This is a genomic window from Actinoplanes sp. NPDC051388 (assembly GCF_055586225.1).
Genome location: NZ_JBVJIP010000031.1, coordinates 1 through 16,770, shown reverse-complemented (window position 1 = coordinate 16,770; position 16,770 = coordinate 1). Strand labels below are relative to the sequence as shown.

Here is a 16,770-nt window from a genome sequence, read left to right as displayed (position 1 = left end):
CGCCGGTGCGATATCTGCTGCGGAAGCTCGGGTTCTACGCGATCGCGTTGTGGGCCGCGCTCACCGTGAACTTCGTGATCCCGCGGCTGATGCCGGGCGACCCGGTGGATCTGCTGATCGCCAAGCTCGGGCAGCGCGGCCCGGTGACCCCGGAGACGCGCCGCTCGATCGAGGCGCTGCTCGGCTCGGACAGCGACCAGCCGATCCTGTCGCAGTACGCCGACTACCTCGGCAACCTGGTCACCGGCGACCTCGGCGTCTCGGTGTCCTACTTCCCGGCCTCGGTCAGCTCGATCATCGCCCAGACGCTGCCCTGGACGATCGGGCTGATCGGGCTGGCCACGGTGATCTCCTTCGCCGTGGGCATCGGGCTCGGCACGCTGGCGGGCTGGAAGCGCGGCTCCTGGCTGGACCATCTGATCCCGGTCACCACGATGTTCCAGTCGGTGCCGTACTTCTGGCTCGCCCTGATCCTGCTCTTCCTGCTCGGCAGCGTGGTGTCGGTGTTCCCGCTGAACGGCGGCTACGACGTCTACACCACCATGCCCGGACCCAACCTGGCGTTCGTCACGTCGGTGCTCTATTACGGCACGCTGCCCGCGCTGACCATCATCCTGTCCTCGATCGGCGGCTGGATGCTGGGCATGCGCAACATGATGGTGTCCACGCTGTCCGAGGACTACATGGTCACCGCCGAGGCGAAGGGGCTGCGGTCCGGGCGGATGATGCGCACGTACGCCGCGCGCAACGCGGTGCTGCCGTCCATCTCCGGCTTCGCCATCTCGCTCGGTTTCGTCGTCGCCGGGTCGATCGTCACCGAGGCGGTCTTCTCCTATCCGGGCATCGGCTCGGCGTTGCTGCAGGCGGTGAGCGCCAACGACTACGCGCTGATGCAGGGCATCTTCCTGGTCATCACGCTGTCCGTGCTGGGCGCGAACCTGCTGGTCGACCTGCTCTATTCGGTGATCGATCCGAGAACCAGGGTGCGCGGATGACTGATCTGGTGACCATCGCCCCACGCCGGCGGCTCGGACTGCCGCCGATGACCGGCAAGCTCGCGGCCGGCCTGATCCTGGGCGGGGTGATCGTGCTGTTCGGCGTGGCCGGCCCGTTCCTGGTGCAGGACCCGTCCGCGGTGAACGACGTCGGCCTGGGCGGGCCGACCTCGCAGAACTGGCTCGGCACCACCCAGACCGGCCAGGACGTGCTCGCCCAGCTGGCCCACGCCACTCGGGGCTCGCTGCTGGTCGGCGCGGTGGTCGGGGTGCTGACCCTGCTGCTGTCCGCGTTCTTCGGGGTGGTCGGCGCCTATGCCGGCGGCTGGGTCGACGAGATCTTCTCGGTGTTCACCAACGTCATGCTGGTCATCCCCGGCCTGCCGCTGGTCATCGTGATCTCCAGCTATGTCCGCGACAAGAGCATCTGGCTGGTCGCGCTGGTCCTGTCGATCACCGGCTGGGCGGCGTCCGCCCTGGTCCTGCGCGGCTACACGCTCTCCCTGCGCAACCGCGACTACGTGCTGGCCGCGCGCGTCGCCGGCGAGAAGCGATGGCGCGTCCTGGCCGTCGAGATCCTGCCCAACCTCATCCCGTTGCTCGCGTCGCAGGTGGTGTTCGCGGTCATCTTCGCGATCCTCGGCGAGGCCGGCCTCTCCTATCTGGGCCTCGGCGCGACCGGCTCGTTCACCTGGGGCACAATGCTCTACTACGCGCAGAACGCCCTGGCGCTACGGCTCGGCGCGTGGTGGTGGTTCGTACCCCCGGGCTTGTTGTTGGCGCTCTTCGGCGCCGCCCTCTCACTGATCAACTTCTCGATCGACGAGATCATCAACCCCAAGCTGCGGAACGCCTCATGAGCGGCCCGGTGCTGACCATCGAGGGCCTCAGCGTCGACTACCTCGCCAACCCGGTGGTCCACGCGGTCAAAGACGTCTCGCTGACGCTTCGACGCGGCGAGGTGCTCGGCCTGGCCGGCGAGAGCGGTTGCGGCAAGAGCACCCTCGGGTACGCGCTGACGCGCCTGCTGAAGCCACCCGCGCGGATCGTCGCCGGCCGTGCCGTCTTCCACCCGGCGGACGGCGGCGACATCGACTGGCAGCTGCTCGGGGCGGGGGAGCTGCGGCGGCAGCGCTGGGACCAGATCTCGATGGTCTTCCAGGGCGCGATGAACTCGCTGAACCCGGTGATCCGGATCCGCGACCAGCTCGAGGACGTGTTCACCACACACCGCCCGGGAATGACCCGGGCGGACCGCCGGCGGCGCTGCGGCGACCTGCTGGAACGCGTCGGCGTCGACCGGGCGCGGCTGCACTCCTATCCCCACGAGCTCTCCGGCGGCATGCGCCAGCGCGTGATGATCGCGATGGCGATGGCCCTGGAACCCCAGATCATGATCATGGACGAGCCGACCACCGCCCTCGACGTCGTGGTGCAGCGGGACATCCTGCGCGAGATCAGCCGCCTGCGCGACGAACTCGGCTTCGCGGTCATCTTCATCACCCACGACCTGCCGCTGCTGCTGGAGATCACCGACCGGATCGCGGTGATGCGAGCGGGTTCCATCGTCGAGCTGGGCGATTCCGCGCAGCTGTATGCAACACCGAGTCACGAATACACGAAACGCCTGCTGGCTTCGTTCCCGAGCCTGACCGGCGACCGCGGCTCGTTCGTCCGAGGCGGCCTGGACGACAGCCTCCTGGCCCTGGACGCCGTCCAGGTGGACGGTGCCGCATGACGACCCTGACGGCAGACGCCCTGGTGAAGGACTACCGCCTGCGCGGCAAGCGGTTGCGCGCCGTGGACGACGTCAGCTTCACCCTGTCACCCGGCGCCACCACGGCGCTGGTCGGCCAGAGCGGCAGCGGCAAGTCCACGGTCGCCAAACTGCTGCTCCAACTGGAACGCCCGTCGTCCGGCGCGATCCTGCTGAACGGAGAGCCGGTGTCCCGCCGAGGCGCCGGCCTGACCCGCTACCGAAGAACCGTCCAGATGGTCTTCCAGGATCCGTTCGCCTCCCTGAACCCCTTCCACACCATCGAACACCACCTGGAACGCCCGATCCGCCTGCACCACCCCGGCCTGCGCGACGCGGAGGTCCGCACCCGCGTCCGCGCTCTGCTGGAGCGGGTCCGCCTGACCCCGGCCGACGTGGTGGCCCGCCGCCGCCCCCACGAACTCTCCGGCGGCCAGCGACAACGAGTGGCGATCGCCCGGGCCCTGGCCCCGTCCCCCGGCATCCTGATAGCCGACGAGCCGGTCTCCATGCTGGACGTCTCCATCCGCCTGGGCGTCCTCAACCTGCTGGCCAGCCTGCAACGAGAGGAAGACCTGGCCGTCCTCTACATCACCCACGACCTGGCAACGGCCCGCCACTTCGCCGACGACATCCTGGTGATGTACCAGGGCAAGATCGTCGAGCGCGGGCCGGCCGACGACGTGATCCTCCGCCCGAAGCACGACTACACCAAGTCGTTGGCCGCTGCGGCCCCCGACCCGGAACGCAGAATGCGCGAGCTTAGAGGCTGACCCCCGGCGCCTGCGCCGGCCGGCCCGGGCAATGGGCTGCCGGCCCCTTTGCTCTGCACACATATGCGCAACACCGGCGTTGACCTGCGCGTTTCCCAATGTGGTCCGGCCCAAGGTCACTTGTTCCCGTCCCCGCCCGGACGATCCAGAACGGCACCGTTCCGTTCCCGCTCTGCCTACCTATGGGCAACACCTGGGCGGTTGGTCTGGGGACGGCATTGTTTCGTTGCCGCTCTGCCTACCTATGAAAGTGCGTGGGTTCCCGATTTCTGAACGCCCGTACCACGGGAACCGAACGCGCTACTGTCGCGGGCGGCAGCGTATCGGCACGGGGTTCCGGAACTCGACCATCAAGCTGAAGTTGGCCCGGCCGCGCGAGAGCGGCCAACCAGCTCGGCGGTCAGCGCGGCGACGCGCTCGCGCGACGACAGCAGCGACCGCCATGCGGCCGCACCGGCCGAATTAACGGCATCGCTGACGAACGTGCGGTCAGGGATCAAAAGTTGATTTTGATAGAGGCGGCGCGGTGGTCATCCCGGGGAGCGAAGGAAGCATTCGGGGTCACTCGTAGCCCTACGGCGAACATCGCGGCGCCTGCGCCGGCGAGGACCGCGATGGTGGCGAAGACCGGGCGCGAGCCGGCGAACTGGAGCGCGGGCCCCGCGGCGATGGACCCGATGAATGCGGACAGGTTCTCGGTGTTGGTTACTGCGGCCAGGACGTGCGGTCTCTGGTGGGTTGGCGTGCGCAGCGTGAAGCGCGTGATGATTGTCGCCGCGAGCACCGGCGTGGCTAGTCCGGTGAGGAACAGCCCCACGGCCACGATGGCTGGTCGCTCCACGAGCAGCAGCCACAGCGGCGCGCAGAGAAGCACCGCGGCCGCGGTCAGTGTGGTGGTGCCCATCCGGTTCAGCGCGGTGACCGCGACCAGGCTGCCGAGGGCGAGGCCGGCACCGTTGGCTGCGGTAAGTAGGCCAAGTGTGCGCGGGTCTCCGCCGAGGTCGTGCAGGACGAGCACAGGTAGGCAGAGGAAGATGGCGGGAATAGCGAGCGTGACCAGTAGCAGCGCGACGCCGAACATGCGCAGCGTGGGATCGCCCAGAATCTGTCGGTAGCCGCTGCCTTTCGCGGGGTGCTTTTCTGGGCCTGTCGCGGGTTCGCTCGCGGGCGGTCGCACGAAGGCGAGCACGATCAGGAACGAGACGAAGTACGTCCCGGCGTCGATCCAGAGGACCTCCGCGGGGCCGAGGAGTGCGATGAGGACGCCGCCGAGGGCGGGTCCGGCGAGCGCGGCGATCCGGGTCGCGGCGTCGACAAGACTGTTAGCGCGGCCGACGAGGTTTTCGTCGGCGCCTCGCACGGGACCCAGCAGTTCGGGCAGGATCAACCGCTGGGACGAGACGTATGGCGTGGTGAACGCGCCGAGCCCGAACGACACCGCAAGCAGGATCGGCAGGTTCAGTCCGCCGGTCAGGTGCAGCAGCGGGATGGATGCCATCAGCGGCGCCCTGGCCGCGTCGCCGATCAGCATGGTTCGCCGCGCCCCGAGTCTGGCGACCATCGTGCCGCTGGACAGCCCAACGATCACCACGCCGGCGAACTCGGTGGTCAGGACGAGGCTCATCTTCACCGGCGAGCCGGTGGTGACCAGCACGAACCACGGTAGCGCCAGCAGGGTCAGCCAGGACCCGAATGTGGACAGCAGCTTCGCGGTGAACAGGGCGAGTAGGCCCGGCGTGCGCAGCATCAGCTCGGACCGTCGTAGGTCGGGACGGCGTAGGCGAAGAACGCGACCTGGCGGGCACCTTCCTTGCGGGGTCTGGCGGGGTTGGTGTACTCCGCGACGACGGCCTTGATCCGCTCGGTCGCCTCGGTGAGTTCCGCGGGATCGAGGTGGCCCATGTCGTCGCCGAACCAGGCCGCTTCCCGCCACGTGACGTCGAACTCGTCCTCGTGGCGCTGGTACTCGTCGAGCGCGGCCAGCCGCCGGGCGACGAACTGCTCCCGCAACGCCCGGGACGCGGCGGCGAACTCCGGCGAGCCGTCCCCGGTCGCGGTCCAGGTGATCCCCCGGCTGGTGGCCTGCCACGGCCGCTCTCGCCCACGCGCCAAATCGACGGCCGGCTCGACCAGGCCCCACTTCGCCAACTGGCCGACGTGGTAGCTCACGGATGCCGTCGACTCGCCGGTCAGATCGGCCAGCCTCCTGCCGGTCGCCGGACCATCGACAGTGAGCAGTTCGAGCAGCTTGAGCCGGATTGGGTGGGCGAGCGCGCGCAGGGACTGCGGGTCGGTGATCTGCTTCTGATGCTGGAGCGCCATATAGCCAAGATATCTTGGCCAACACATCTTGGCCAAGCTGAGCGCTGGAGATGGAGTGTCGTTGACCCAGACGTAGCTGATCTCGATGGTCCGCGTGGCCGTGACGACGTTGATGAAGAGGTGTGGGTTCGCGGTTCGCGGCCAGCGGTTCGAGCTGTGGTCGAGCCAGGCACCGAGTCGTGTGGTCACGGCCGGAGCCAGTAGAACGACCCGTCGCGGACGTCGACGAGTCGCATGCTGCGCAAGTCACGGGGTCGTGCAGCACGTCGTCGCGGGTGATCTCGCGAAGGGATTCGCAGCGCTCGGCAACGAGCGGAGGGCGGGCAGCGCGAACGTGAGATGGTTGCGGATGGTTCGGTCGGTGCGAGGGCGTATGCGGGGCGGGGTTGTGCTGCCGTAGCGCATGACGCCGAACCAGACCTCCAGCTCGGCCCTGATTTGTGCGGGTAGCGCCTGGACCTGGTGCTCGAACCAGGTAACGATCGCTGGGGGCCGGTCGTCGTCGAGCATGCCGGCGTCGGCCAGCACCTCGATCAGCGGTGTGGCCTGCAGGTTGAACGCGCGGAGCAGGCTCGTTTCGCTGGCCTTGATGGCGGCGCCTGGCGTGTCCTGGATCGCGAGCAGGAGCCGCAGCCCGCGGCGTACTGCGGAGGTGACGTTCACGGGCCATCCGTGGGTTTCGCCGCGTTCGCGGGCGGCGGCTTCGAGGGCTTCGGCGAGTGGCGGTTGCCTACCGACTTCAAGGCCAGTGCGTGCTCCATGTCGGCCTGCTTCTCGGCGCGGCGCAGTCCGGCGGTGCTCTGCCATCGCACCCACCGCGTCGGCTCACCACCAAGCGGCGAGGGCTTCATCGAGTGGCCACTACGGCCAGGTCATCATCGAAGGCAATATCGTTTCGGAGTCGCGAGGAGGTGGTGGGATGACGCTCGAACTGGTGGTCCGTGAGGTGACTCGGTGGTCGCAGTTGAACGAATTCGAGGGCGATGTCGCCGGTGAGCTCGGCGGCGTGCCGGTGCAGTGCTACTTCCAGGCGGCGTCCCTCTCCTCCCCGGAGCAGAGCTGGGGACTCTTCCAACCCGGCGCCACCATCACGGTCGACGCCTGGGTGGAACGTTCCGGTGAGGTCCAGGTTCTGGAGGATCGCACTCCTCCTGCGCTCATTCAGATCAACAGCATCCTCTACGACATGGTGGGCCGGGTGACGCACCGCGACGGTGAGGACCTGCGGGTGGAGTCCACGCTGCCGTTGGGCGTCGACCTGTGGCCGACCGCGACGGCCGGGGTCCCCGACGTGGTCGTCGGGGATGTGGTGCGCGTGCGCGGCCTGCTCAAAATCGAGCTGCCTGACGAGGAACCGCGATGATCACCCGGGTGTTGGCCGCAGCCGCCCTGCGGGGGAGGAGCCGCGATGATCACCTCGGCGTGGCCGGGGCGTCGCGCCCGGGGGGGGAAAGCATTGATCCGACCTACTCGTCGAGAAAGGCGGGCTGGCCTCCCAATCGGTCGTCTGTCGACGAAGCGGGAAACGAGCGGCTTGGATGAGGGCGAGCTTATGAGCGACGTGGATCTCGAGACGATGGACTGCCGGCTCTTCGTCGACGGTGCGCCCGGCCTACCGGAACTGCGCGGCTGGATCGCCGAGGCCGTCGGCGGTGCGATCATCGCCGGTGAGGTCGTGGCGGATGGCCTTGAGATCTGGGTCGAGGACAACGACTACGCCGGGACTACAGCGGACAGGACGAACTTCCTGTCCTTCAGCCACACCGCCGAGATCTACTTCGCGCCGCGCATCGGCCCGGCCCTCCGCGCCCAGATGGTCGGCGCCGTGCTGAAAAGCCTCTGGCAGCGCGACCTCCCCGCGACAGCCGCCTGCGACTACGAGGACGCGCTGCCGCGCCGAGTCGAAGGCCGCGATTAGAGCCGCGATGAGGTCCGCGATTTGAGTCGCGACGGCGGCTGGGACGACGTGTGAAAAGCGGTGACGCCCACCCCGGCGGCCATGACCATGAGCATCGCGGCGAAGTCGAGAACGCCCAGGCGCTGCCCCAGCACCGCCCACCCGGCGATCGCCCCGGCCGCCGGCTGCAGGCTGATCAGGATTCCGAAGACCCGGGTCGGCAGCCGCCGCAACGCGGTGATCTCCAGCCCATAGGGAAGCACCGACGACAGCACCGCCACCGCCACCGCGGTGAGCAGCACACCCGGATCTCCCAGCGAAATGCCGGAAGCCCCGAACGGAAGCACCACCAACGCCCCCGCCGTGAGCGAGACGGCCAGCCCGCCGGTGCCGGGCACCAGCCCCCCGAGTCGCTTGCTGCACAGGATGTATCCGGCTCCGCACACCCCGGCCGCCGCCGCGAAGAGCAGCCCGCCGAGCGGCGCCGACGCGCCCGGGTGCAGCCCGAGCAGCGCGACGCCACCCGCGGCGAGAAAGGCCCAGATCAAGTCGAGCAACCGGCGCGTCTGCACCATCGAGAGCAGCAGCGGCCCGAGGAACGTCACCGTGACGACCACCCCGAGCGGCACGGTGCGCAAGGCCAGGTAGTAGGTCAGATTCATGCCGGCGATCACCACGCCGAGGAGCACTGCCGCCCGCCACGCCGCGGCGGAGAAGGCCGACAGTCGGGGCCGGGTCACGACCGCCAGCACCAGCGCGGCGATCGCCAGCCGCAGCAGCGCGGCGCCGACCGCCCCGACGTCGTCGAAGAGCGTGCGGGCCAGCGCTCCGCCGAGCTGCGCCGACGCGATCGACAGGAGCACGAGCAGCGGCGCCGGCGGGGTCATGTCCGAAACGTAAGGCCGCCCGCGCCGGGGGCGGTACGGGGTTGTACCGCCCCCGGCCAGAAATCTATCCGCGAAGCGTGGACTGCAGGACGAGCGCGGCGGCTCCGGTGGCCGAAGCGGTCGCCGCGGCTAGCGACACCGTGACCGAAACCGATCGGTGCCAGGTGCGCGCGTCGGCGGCCGCGATGCGGGCCGTGATCGCCGGGCCATAGACCGACGACGCCGCCGCGAAGCCCGGTCCGGTCAGCACCAACAGGTCGATGTCGAGCAGGTTGACCACCGACTCGGCCGCCGCCGCGACATAGCGCGCGGACTCCTCCAGCAGCGCCCGGCAGGCCGGAGCACCAGCCCGCGCCGCTCGAGCCACCGCCGCGAACTCCGCCACGGCACTGCGCCGCGGCCCGGACGGATCGAGATCGGCTTCCGCCGCGGCGGTGTCGGAGGCCAGCGCGGCCGCCACCACGACCTGCGGGCCGGCCACCGCCTCCAGGCAGCCGCGACTGCCGCACCAGCACGGTGGCCCGTCGATCTGCACGCAGATGTGACCGAATTCGCCCGCGTTCGCCTGGCTGCCGCGGAGGGCGACGCCGTCCACCACGATGCCGCCGCCGATGCCGCTGCCCATGTAGAGCGCGGCGAACGACCGGCGCGGGCCGACCCGGGCGACCCAGTATTCGCCGACCGCCGCGGCCGTCGCGTCGTTCTCCACCAGCACCGGCAGGCCGACCGCCTCGGCCAGCCGCTTGTCCAGGTGCTCGCCGCGCCGGTCGCGCATCTGCGATGGTCGCAGGCCGGCCAGCACGACGCCGACGCCGAGGCAGCGGGCGCGGTCCACGCCGGAGCCGTCGATCAGCACGCCCACGTCCGCGGCCAGGCCGTCCAACACCTGGTCGGGGCCGGCGCCGGAGGTCGCCGGGCGGGCCATCCGGGAGATCACGCCGCCGGTCTGGCCGGTCAGCACATAGGTCGTCGCATCCTCGTCGAGGTGGATGCCGACGGCGATCCGGGCGGCCGGGTCGAGGCGCAACATGGTGCGCGGCTTGCCGCCGGTGGGGGTGCGTCCGGTCTCGACGACCAGGCCCTCCTCGAGCAGCCGGCGCACCGTCATCGAGACCGCGGCCTCGGTCAGACCGGTCATGCCCGCCAGTTCCACGCGGCTGAGTTGCTCGGCGGCGCGGATGGCGTCCAGGATGCTCTCACGGGCGCCCGTCCGACGTGGTCGCCGAGGTGGACCATCCGCCACGCGCGTCACCGCCTTCCCTGATCGGCCCCTGGTCGGCCTGGTGAGACCGTACCCGAGAAGGTGTTTGACGGACTTCGTTCAGTCGCTTAAGAATGTGTTCGTGACCTCAGATGAGCTCCATGACGGCTGGACCGTCCGGGCGGTGGCCGGACCGATCCCCGCGGAGGTCGCCGATCGCGAGCTGCCCGCGGTCGTGCCGGGCACCGCGCACACCGATCTGCTCACCGCCGGCCTGATCCCGGATCCCTATCGGGGCGTCAACGAGACCTCGCTGGCCTGGATGCACCGGGCGGCGTGGCTCTATCGGACCACGCTGCGCGCGTCGCCGCCCGGGTCGGACGAGCGTGTCGATCTGGTCTTCGACGGGCTGGACACCGTCGCCACGGTGCGGCTGGGCGACCACGAGCTCGGGCACACCGCCAACATGCACCGCGGCTACCGCTTCGACGTGCGGTCCCTGCTGACCGATCAGGACCTCGATCTTTCGGTACGGTTCGACTCCGCGCTCGACTATGCCGAGGCGATGCGCGACCGCCTGGGCGCCCGGCCGCACACGAACTTCCACCCGTACAACATGGTCCGGAAGATGGCGTGCAGTTTCGGCTGGGACTGGGGCCCGGGCCTGCAGACCGCGGGCATCTGGAAGCCGGTGCGCCTGGAGCGGTGGCGGGTGGCGCGCCTCGCGTCGGTGCGCGTGCTGACCACATCGGACAGTCTGACCGCGCACGTGACGGTGGAGCGTTCCGGGCTGCAACCGGACGGCGACCTGCGCGTCCAGGTCGGCGTGCTGGGCCTGGTCGGCGAGCTCACGCTGGGCCCGTCGGACACCTCCGGCACGGTCTCGATGGACGTACCGGACGCACCGACCTGGTGGCCGGCCGGCTTCGGCGACCAGCCGCTGGTCCCGGTCACGGTCACGCTGGTCGGCCACGACGCGGTGGTGAAGCGGGTCGGCTTCCGCACGATCGCGCTCGACGAGACCCCGGACGACGTCGGCAGCCGGTTCGCGATCGTCGTCAACGGCCGGGAGATCTTCGTGCTCGGCCTCAACTGGATCCCCGAGGATCACCTGCTCACCCGGCTCACCCGGGCGGACTACGAGGCGGCGGTCGACCGGGCCGTCGCGGCCAACGCCAACCTGCTGCGCGTCTGGGGCGGCGGCATCTTCGAGTCCGACGACTTCTACGACGTCTGCGACGAGCGTGGCGTGCTGGTCTGGCAGGACTTCCTGCTGGCCTGCGCGGCCTATCCGGAGGAGGAACCGCTGCGCTCCGAGATCCTCGCCGAGACCCGGGAGAATGTGACCCGGCTCTGCTCGCATCCGTCCCTCGCGATCTGGAACGGCGGCAACGAGAACATCTGGGGCCACGAGGACTGGGACTGGAAGCCGCAGCTGGGGGAGCGCACCTGGGGCGCCGGCTACTACTACGAGGACTTCCCGGCGCTGCTGGCCGAGCTCGACCCGTCCCGGCCCTACCACCCGGGCAGCCCGTCCAGCCCGGGCCGGGACCCGGCCGAGGTGCACCCGAACGACGACCGCTTCGGCACCCGGCACGAGTGGCAGGCCTGGAACACCCACGACTACACCTGGCACGACAACTTCGTCCCGCGGTTCTGCTCGGAGTTCGGCTGGCAGGCGCCGCCCACCTGGGCCACGCTGACGTCCGCACTCGAGCCGGCCGACCTGCGCCAGGACTCGCCCGCGTTCCTGCTGCACCAGAAGGCCGCGAACGGCAACGACAAGCTCAACGCCGGCCTGGCCCACCACCTGCCGATCCCGGACGACTTCGCGGACTGGGTCTGGGCCACCCAGCTCAACCAGGCGCACGCCACCAGCCATGCGGTCGAGCACCTGCGCGCGCACCGGCCGCGCACCATGGGCAGCGTGCTGTGGCAGCTCAACGACTGCTGGCCGGTCACCTCGTGGGCGGTCGTGGACGGCGCCGGGCGGCTCAAGCCCGCCTGGTTCGCGTTGCGCCGCGCCTATGCCCCGCGCCTGCTCGCCTTCCAGGGCCGGTCGCTGGTCGCGATCAACGACACCGACGAGCCGTGGGATTCGACGGCCCGCTTCTGGCCGTCCGGGTCCGCCGCCTTCTCGGTGCCGCCCCGGTCGGTGGCCTCGATTCCGGTCGACCCGGCGGTGCTGGTGGCGGACGCGGACGGGCTGCGGGCCGTCTCCCACGCCGAGACGACGCTGGATCCGGCGGCGCTCTCCGCGACGGCCACCCCCGACGGCGACGGCTGGACGGTCACGGTGACCGCGTCCGCCCTTGCCCGCGACGTCGCGCTGCTCGCCGATCGGCTGGCACCGGACGCCACCGTCGACGACATGCTGATCACCCTCCTCCCCGGAGAATCAAAGACTTTCCGGGTACGCACACAGCACGCGATCGACCCCGCAGCCCTGACCGGGCCGGCCGTGCTCCGATCGGCGAACGCCCTCTTCGCCCCCGCGGCCACCCGATGACCGGCGGCCTGATCGGGCTGGTCCTCGCCGGGCGGGCGCCCCTGGTCGGCGTCGAGCCGTTCTTCATGGAACTGGTCGCCGGCATGGAGGAGGCGCTCGGGCCGGCCGGCGCCACGGTGCTGCTGCTCGTGGTGCCGGACCTGGACGCCGAGCTGGCCACGTACCGGCGGTGGAGCGGGGACGGCACGGTCGAGGCGGTGGTCGTGGTCAACCTGGCGCACGACGACGTGCGCCCCGGCCACCTGGCCGGGCTCGGACTGCCCGCCGTGCTGGCCGGCCGGTTCCTGGGGCCACCGGCGTTCACCGGCGTGGTCACCGACGACGCGGCCGCGATGACCACCGCGGTGGACCTGCTGGCCGGCCTCGGTCACCGGGTGATCGGGCGCGTCAGCGGGCCGGCGTCGCTGGTGCACACGGCCGAGCGAACGGCCGCGATGCGGGCCGCCGCCGACCGGCTCGGCGTCGAGACACTGGTGACCGAGGCGGACTACAGCGCCGCGGCCGGTGTGCGGGGCGCGCGCGAACTGCTGGCGGGCACCCCGGCGCCGACCGCGATCGTCTTCGACAACGACGTGATGGCGGTCGCCGCCGAGGAGGACCTGGTGCGCTCGGGCATCCGGGTGCCGCACGACGTCAGCCTGCTCGCCGGCGACGACTCGGCGCTGTGCGAGCTCGCCGTGCCGCCGCTCACCGCGCTGCGCGTCGACGTGCACGGGCACGGCGTCACGCTCGGCCGGGCGGTGCTCGAGGTGCTGGCCGGCGGCCCGGCGCGGGTGCACGACGGGCCGGCCAGCCGGATCGCGCACCGCGGCAGCACGGCCGCCGCGGTCACAGCGTGATGACCACCTTCGCCCGGGCGTGCTCGCCCTCGAGATAGCGGATCGCGTCGGGGACGTCCTTCAGCGCATATGTGCGGTCCACCACCGGCCGCAGCGCCCCCGCCTCGGCCCAGTCGCGCAGCGTCGCCAGATACTCCCGGTCCTGCCGCACGTCGAGGAACCGCAGCCGGTGGCTCACGAACCGGGCCATCGCCATGCCCTGCAGCACCAGGCCCATCGGCCCGAACAGGCTGCCGCCCTCCGACACGCCACCGCCGCCGATCACCAGCGTGCCGCCCGGCACCAGCGCGCGGCGCAGGTCGGCCAGCCGCCGGTTGGCGACCATGTCCAGCACGACGTCGTAGCGCTCCGGCCCGGCGGTGAAGTCCCGCTGCGTGTAGTCGACGACGTGGTCCGCGCCGAGCGAGGTGACCAGGTCGACGTTGCGGGTGCTGCACACCGCGGTCACCTCGGCGCCGAGCAGCTTGCCGATCTGCACGGCGAACGTGCCGACCCCGCCGGACGAGCCGTTGAGCAGCAGCTTCGTACCCGGGCCGACCTCGCCCAGGTCGCGCAGCCCGACCAGCGCCGAAGCTCCGGAGAGCGGCATCGCGGCGGCCTCCTCGAAGGACAGGTTCACCGGCTTGGGCCCGACCAGCTCCGCCGGGACGCAGAGGTATTCCGCGAACGCGCCGTCGTTCACCTCGCCGTAGACCTCGTCACCCACCGCGATGTCGGTGACGCCCGCGCCGAGCGCCGCCACCCGGCCGGCGAAGTCACGGCCGCGGACCGGCTTGCGCGGCCCCTTCCGCAACGTGAGGTCGGGCAGCATCACGCGGGCGAAGTACGGGTCCCCGCGCATCACGTGCCAGTCCGCCGCGTTGGCCGCCGCGGCCAGCACCCGGACGAGCACCTCGCCGGGGCCGGGGCTGGGCTGGTCGATCTCCTCGAGGCGCAGGACGTCGGGTGGGCCGTACCGGTCTTGGACGATCGCCTTCATCTTGCGACTCCCCGGGTCGTGGTGCCGATGACGCTAGGGGCGCACCACCCCTGCGGGCATCGGGGGATGACCCTGGCGGAACCCCGATCTCGGCGTCGCTCGTCCAGTCGCTCGCTGAGTCGCTCGCTGAGTCGCTCGCTGAGTCGCTCGCTGAGTCGCTCGCTGAGTCGCTCGCTGAGTCGCTCGCTGAGTCGCTCGCTGAGTCGCTCGTTCAGAAGAGCGAGAGCTGTCCCGGGATCGGGTCGCGGCGGCTGGAGAGGCTGCGCCGGAACACCCACGGCTGCAGCTCGGGGGTCGGATCCTCGCCGCGCGGCGGTGGCACGTTGCCGGTCAGCGCCCACAGGCTCGGGCCCAGGTTGATACCGCGTTCGCGCAGCGCCTTGCGCATGGTCAGGTAGCTCAACGGCAGCCGGGCGTCGTCCAGGTCGGGCAGCTCGAGGTCGGCGCGCATCCGCATCAGGCGCCGGTTGCGCTCCACCCGCTCGCGCACCCCGTCGGCGCCGAGCTGCCCGGCGGCCGGCTCGCCGACCACCTCGCACACCGCCCGCAGATCACCGCGGTCGAGCGCCGCCCAGGCCGCGTCCACCGTGCCGAACGTTGCCAGCAACCGCGCCGCCGTCGCCGCCCCGAAGCCCCGGACGCCGTGCAGGTTGTCCGATGGGTCGCCACGAAGCGCCGCGAAGTCCCGGTATTGCGCCGCCTCGACGCCACACAGCCCGACCAGCCCGTCGGCGTCCACCAGCACGGCCTCGTCGTAGCCGCCGTTGCGCACCCGCAGCACCGAGGTGGTCTCGTCGATCAGCGCGAACGCGTCCCGGTCACTGGTCATCAGCACCGACCGCCAGCCGCTCGCGCGCGCTTTCGCCGCCGCACTCGCCAGCACGTCGTCGGCCTCCCAGGCCGGCGGCACGACCGCCTTGACCCCGGCCCGGCGCATCAGCTCGGGAGCGCCGGCGATCTGCTCGGCCAGGTCGGCGTGCTTCTCCGGGCGATGCGCCTTGTACCCCGGCCAGTCCACCCGGCGCGCCGACGACTCGGGACAGTCGAAGCCGACGATGACCGCGTCCGGCCGCAGGTGGGCGGCGGCCCGGGCGAGCGACCCCACCAGCCCGCGCAGCGCCCAGACCGGCCGCCCATCGGAATCGAGCGTCGGGTCCCCGATGCCGGCGTGGTAGGCCCGGTGCAACAGGCTGTTCCCGTCCAGCACGAGCAGCAGCGGACCCGGAAACGACACGGCAACAGCCTAACTCCCCACCCACTGCCGGCTGCTCGACCTCACCGCCCGCACCGCCCACAGGCCCGCCGGCTGCGCACGTGATAGCTGTCGCCGGCCACCAGCAGCCCGGCCCCCAGCAGGCAGTAGGCCGACATCGCCACCCAGAGGAACGCCGTCGGCAACATGCTGGTCGCCCCGAGGGCCAACTGCGCAAGACCCATTCCGAAGTACGCGATCAGCCCCGCACCCAGCCCGAACGCCGGAATCAACAACACCAGCCGCGGAACGACCCGGCCGGCCAGCCCGGGCACCCACCCCGGCCACCGCCGCCCCCACGAGTGCACCAGCGCCAGCGGCAGCAGCACTCCGGCCAGCCCGAACCCGACCTCGAGCGCGATCACCGACGCCCCGCTGATCAACCCCGCGAAGCCGTCGACGACCTGCGCCCCGATCCGAATGGCGAACCCCGCGACGGCCCCATAGGCCGCCCACCAGGCCCAAACCGGGGGAGCGGTCCACCCGGCGGCCGGCGCCCCGGTCCGGCAACAATCCGGACAGTCCCCACGCGTCCGCCGCTGATACCGCGCGGTGGCCAGCCCGAGCAGAACAGCCCCACCGACGGCCCCGAGCCGCCCACCAAGCCCCACCGGATCGAAGGGCGGCCCGGCAAACAGCAGAAACCCAACAATCTCCGGCAGCAGAATCGCGGCCGCCGCCACCAGGCATCCCACCACGATCCACCCGGCCACCGCCCACCCCACCCGCCAGCCGGCGGCCCGGTGCTGCCCGGCCGAGGCGGCCCGGTGCTGCCCCACGGCCACGACCGCGGCGGCCCCGCAGAGGGCCACCGCCCACCACCCGGTGAAGCCGACCAGATCGGACCCGAAGTTCCGGACTTCCGGCCCGCCGGTCACCGTCCACAGCACCCGGAGCCCACCGTAGACGGCGGCCCACCAGACAACGGCCTGCCACATTCGATCGCGGCGCCGGCGCTCGGTGTTCCGGCGCTCGGTGTTCCGGTGCTCGGTGTTCCGGTGCTCGGCGCGGAGTTGCTCGGTTCCAGTCATGCCCCGATCGTCGGCGCCCGCCGGCCGGAGCGATTCCCGCTGCGAGGGGGTCCGGCTCCCCCTCGCGGGGGACCGCCTGCGGCGCTTTGCCGTCCTTGCTCTGCACAATATGGGCAACACGGCGGGGTCGGGCTTGGGCGCTGTCCTTGCTCTGCGCACTTAACTGGACTATCGCCGAGTGAGCCGAGTCTGCTACTCCGCGTGACCGCATTATGCTGGGCCAACATCCGGATCTGGCACCCCTCTGTGTCAAGAGGCGGCGAGGAGTGGTGTTCTAGGCTGGAGTCTGGCGGGTCCGGGAAGTGACTTTTCCGAAGTGTCGATCATGG

The 16,770-nt window shown here is 71.0% G+C and carries 16 protein-coding genes; 8 read left to right on the top strand and 8 right to left on the bottom strand.

Features of this window, described 5'->3' with window-relative positions:
* Positions 1–5: 5 nt before the first annotated feature.
* The 4 genes from ACZ6TI_RS45600 to ACZ6TI_RS45585 are packed head-to-tail and all read left to right on the top strand — an operon-like array spanning position 6 to position 3,524.
* On the top strand, positions 6–995 hold the full coding sequence (locus ACZ6TI_RS45600) for an ABC transporter permease (RefSeq protein WP_465351557.1): 990 nt from the start codon (positions 6–8) through the stop codon (positions 993–995).
* A complete protein-coding gene (locus ACZ6TI_RS45595) occupies positions 992–1,855 on the top strand; it encodes an ABC transporter permease (RefSeq protein ID WP_465351556.1) in 864 nt (287 codons plus the stop codon). Before ACZ6TI_RS45600 ends, ACZ6TI_RS45595 begins: the two co-directional genes overlap by 4 nt.
* Positions 1,852–2,733: an ABC transporter ATP-binding protein gene (locus ACZ6TI_RS45590; RefSeq protein ID WP_465351555.1), complete on the top strand. Its 882-nt coding sequence runs from the start codon at positions 1,852–1,854 to the stop codon at positions 2,731–2,733. Before ACZ6TI_RS45595 ends, ACZ6TI_RS45590 begins: the two co-directional genes overlap by 4 nt.
* Positions 2,730–3,524: an ABC transporter ATP-binding protein gene (locus ACZ6TI_RS45585; protein ID WP_465351554.1), complete on the top strand. Its 795-nt coding sequence runs from the start codon at positions 2,730–2,732 to the stop codon at positions 3,522–3,524. The genes ACZ6TI_RS45590 and ACZ6TI_RS45585 overlap by 4 nt, the downstream gene beginning before the upstream one ends.
* A 496-nt stretch (positions 3,525–4,020) precedes the next feature.
* Here ACZ6TI_RS45585 and ACZ6TI_RS45580 read toward each other — a convergent pair whose 3' ends face one another.
* From ACZ6TI_RS45580 to ACZ6TI_RS45570, 3 genes are all read right to left on the bottom strand, one after another.
* Complete coding sequence (locus ACZ6TI_RS45580) at positions 4,021–5,271, bottom strand: MFS transporter (protein ID WP_465351553.1); 1,251 nt, start codon at positions 5,269–5,271, stop codon at positions 4,021–4,023.
* Complete coding sequence (locus ACZ6TI_RS45575; RefSeq protein ID WP_465351552.1) at positions 5,271–5,846, bottom strand: helix-turn-helix domain-containing protein; 576 nt, start codon at positions 5,844–5,846, stop codon at positions 5,271–5,273. Before ACZ6TI_RS45575 ends, ACZ6TI_RS45580 begins: the two co-directional genes overlap by 1 nt.
* A gap of 246 nt (positions 5,847–6,092) precedes the next feature.
* A complete protein-coding gene (locus ACZ6TI_RS45570) occupies positions 6,093–6,509 on the bottom strand; it encodes a hypothetical protein (RefSeq protein WP_465351551.1) in 417 nt (138 codons plus the stop codon).
* Between the two features lie 256 nt (positions 6,510–6,765).
* Here ACZ6TI_RS45570 and ACZ6TI_RS45565 point away from each other — a divergent pair, with 256 nt between their 5' ends.
* Together ACZ6TI_RS45565 and ACZ6TI_RS45560 are read left to right on the top strand one after the other, a co-directional pair.
* The gene (locus tag ACZ6TI_RS45565; protein WP_465351550.1) at positions 6,766–7,209 is read left to right on the top strand and encodes a hypothetical protein; all 444 of its coding nucleotides are present in this window, start codon (positions 6,766–6,768) and stop codon (positions 7,207–7,209) included.
* Between the two features lie 189 nt (positions 7,210–7,398).
* Entirely contained in the window at positions 7,399–7,764 is a 366-nt protein-coding gene (locus ACZ6TI_RS45560) for a hypothetical protein (protein ID WP_465351549.1), read from the top strand.
* On the opposite strand, the gene ACZ6TI_RS45555 is transcribed toward ACZ6TI_RS45560, so the two are convergent.
* Together ACZ6TI_RS45555 and ACZ6TI_RS45550 are read right to left on the bottom strand one after the other, a co-directional pair.
* The gene (locus ACZ6TI_RS45555) at positions 7,761–8,630 is read right to left on the bottom strand and encodes an EamA family transporter (protein WP_465351548.1); all 870 of its coding nucleotides are present in this window, start codon (positions 8,628–8,630) and stop codon (positions 7,761–7,763) included. The two genes, ACZ6TI_RS45560 and ACZ6TI_RS45555, sit on opposite strands and share 4 nt — an antisense overlap.
* Before the next feature lie 64 nt (positions 8,631–8,694).
* Positions 8,695–9,873, bottom strand: coding sequence for an ROK family transcriptional regulator (locus ACZ6TI_RS45550; protein ID WP_465351547.1), 1,179 nt, complete (start codon positions 9,871–9,873; stop codon positions 8,695–8,697).
* Positions 9,874–9,973: 100 nt separating this feature from the next.
* On the opposite strand from ACZ6TI_RS45550, the gene ACZ6TI_RS45545 reads away from it, so the two are divergent.
* Together ACZ6TI_RS45545 and ACZ6TI_RS45540 are read left to right on the top strand one after the other, a co-directional pair.
* Positions 9,974–12,340, top strand: a complete 2,367-nt coding sequence (locus ACZ6TI_RS45545) for a glycoside hydrolase family 2 protein (RefSeq protein WP_465351546.1) — start codon at positions 9,974–9,976, stop codon at positions 12,338–12,340.
* Positions 12,337–13,179, top strand: a complete 843-nt coding sequence (locus ACZ6TI_RS45540) for a LacI family DNA-binding transcriptional regulator (RefSeq protein ID WP_465351545.1) — start codon at positions 12,337–12,339, stop codon at positions 13,177–13,179. The genes ACZ6TI_RS45545 and ACZ6TI_RS45540 overlap by 4 nt, the downstream gene beginning before the upstream one ends.
* Here ACZ6TI_RS45540 and ACZ6TI_RS45535 read toward each other — a convergent pair.
* The 3 genes from ACZ6TI_RS45535 to ACZ6TI_RS45525 all read right to left on the bottom strand — a co-directional run bounded on the left by ACZ6TI_RS45535 (position 13,169) and on the right by ACZ6TI_RS45525 (position 16,441).
* Positions 13,169–14,158 (bottom strand): NAD(P)-dependent alcohol dehydrogenase, encoded by a 990-nt coding sequence (locus ACZ6TI_RS45535; protein WP_465351544.1) that lies wholly within the window; start codon positions 14,156–14,158, stop codon positions 13,169–13,171. The two genes, ACZ6TI_RS45540 and ACZ6TI_RS45535, sit on opposite strands and share 11 nt — an antisense overlap.
* 211 nt (positions 14,159–14,369) lie before the next feature.
* The gene (locus tag ACZ6TI_RS45530; protein ID WP_465351543.1) at positions 14,370–15,392 is read right to left on the bottom strand and encodes a 5'-3' exonuclease; all 1,023 of its coding nucleotides are present in this window, start codon (positions 15,390–15,392) and stop codon (positions 14,370–14,372) included.
* A gap of 41 nt (positions 15,393–15,433) precedes the next feature.
* Entirely contained in the window at positions 15,434–16,441 is a 1,008-nt protein-coding gene (locus ACZ6TI_RS45525; RefSeq protein WP_465351542.1) for a hypothetical protein, read from the bottom strand.
* Positions 16,442–16,770 lie beyond the last annotated feature (329 nt).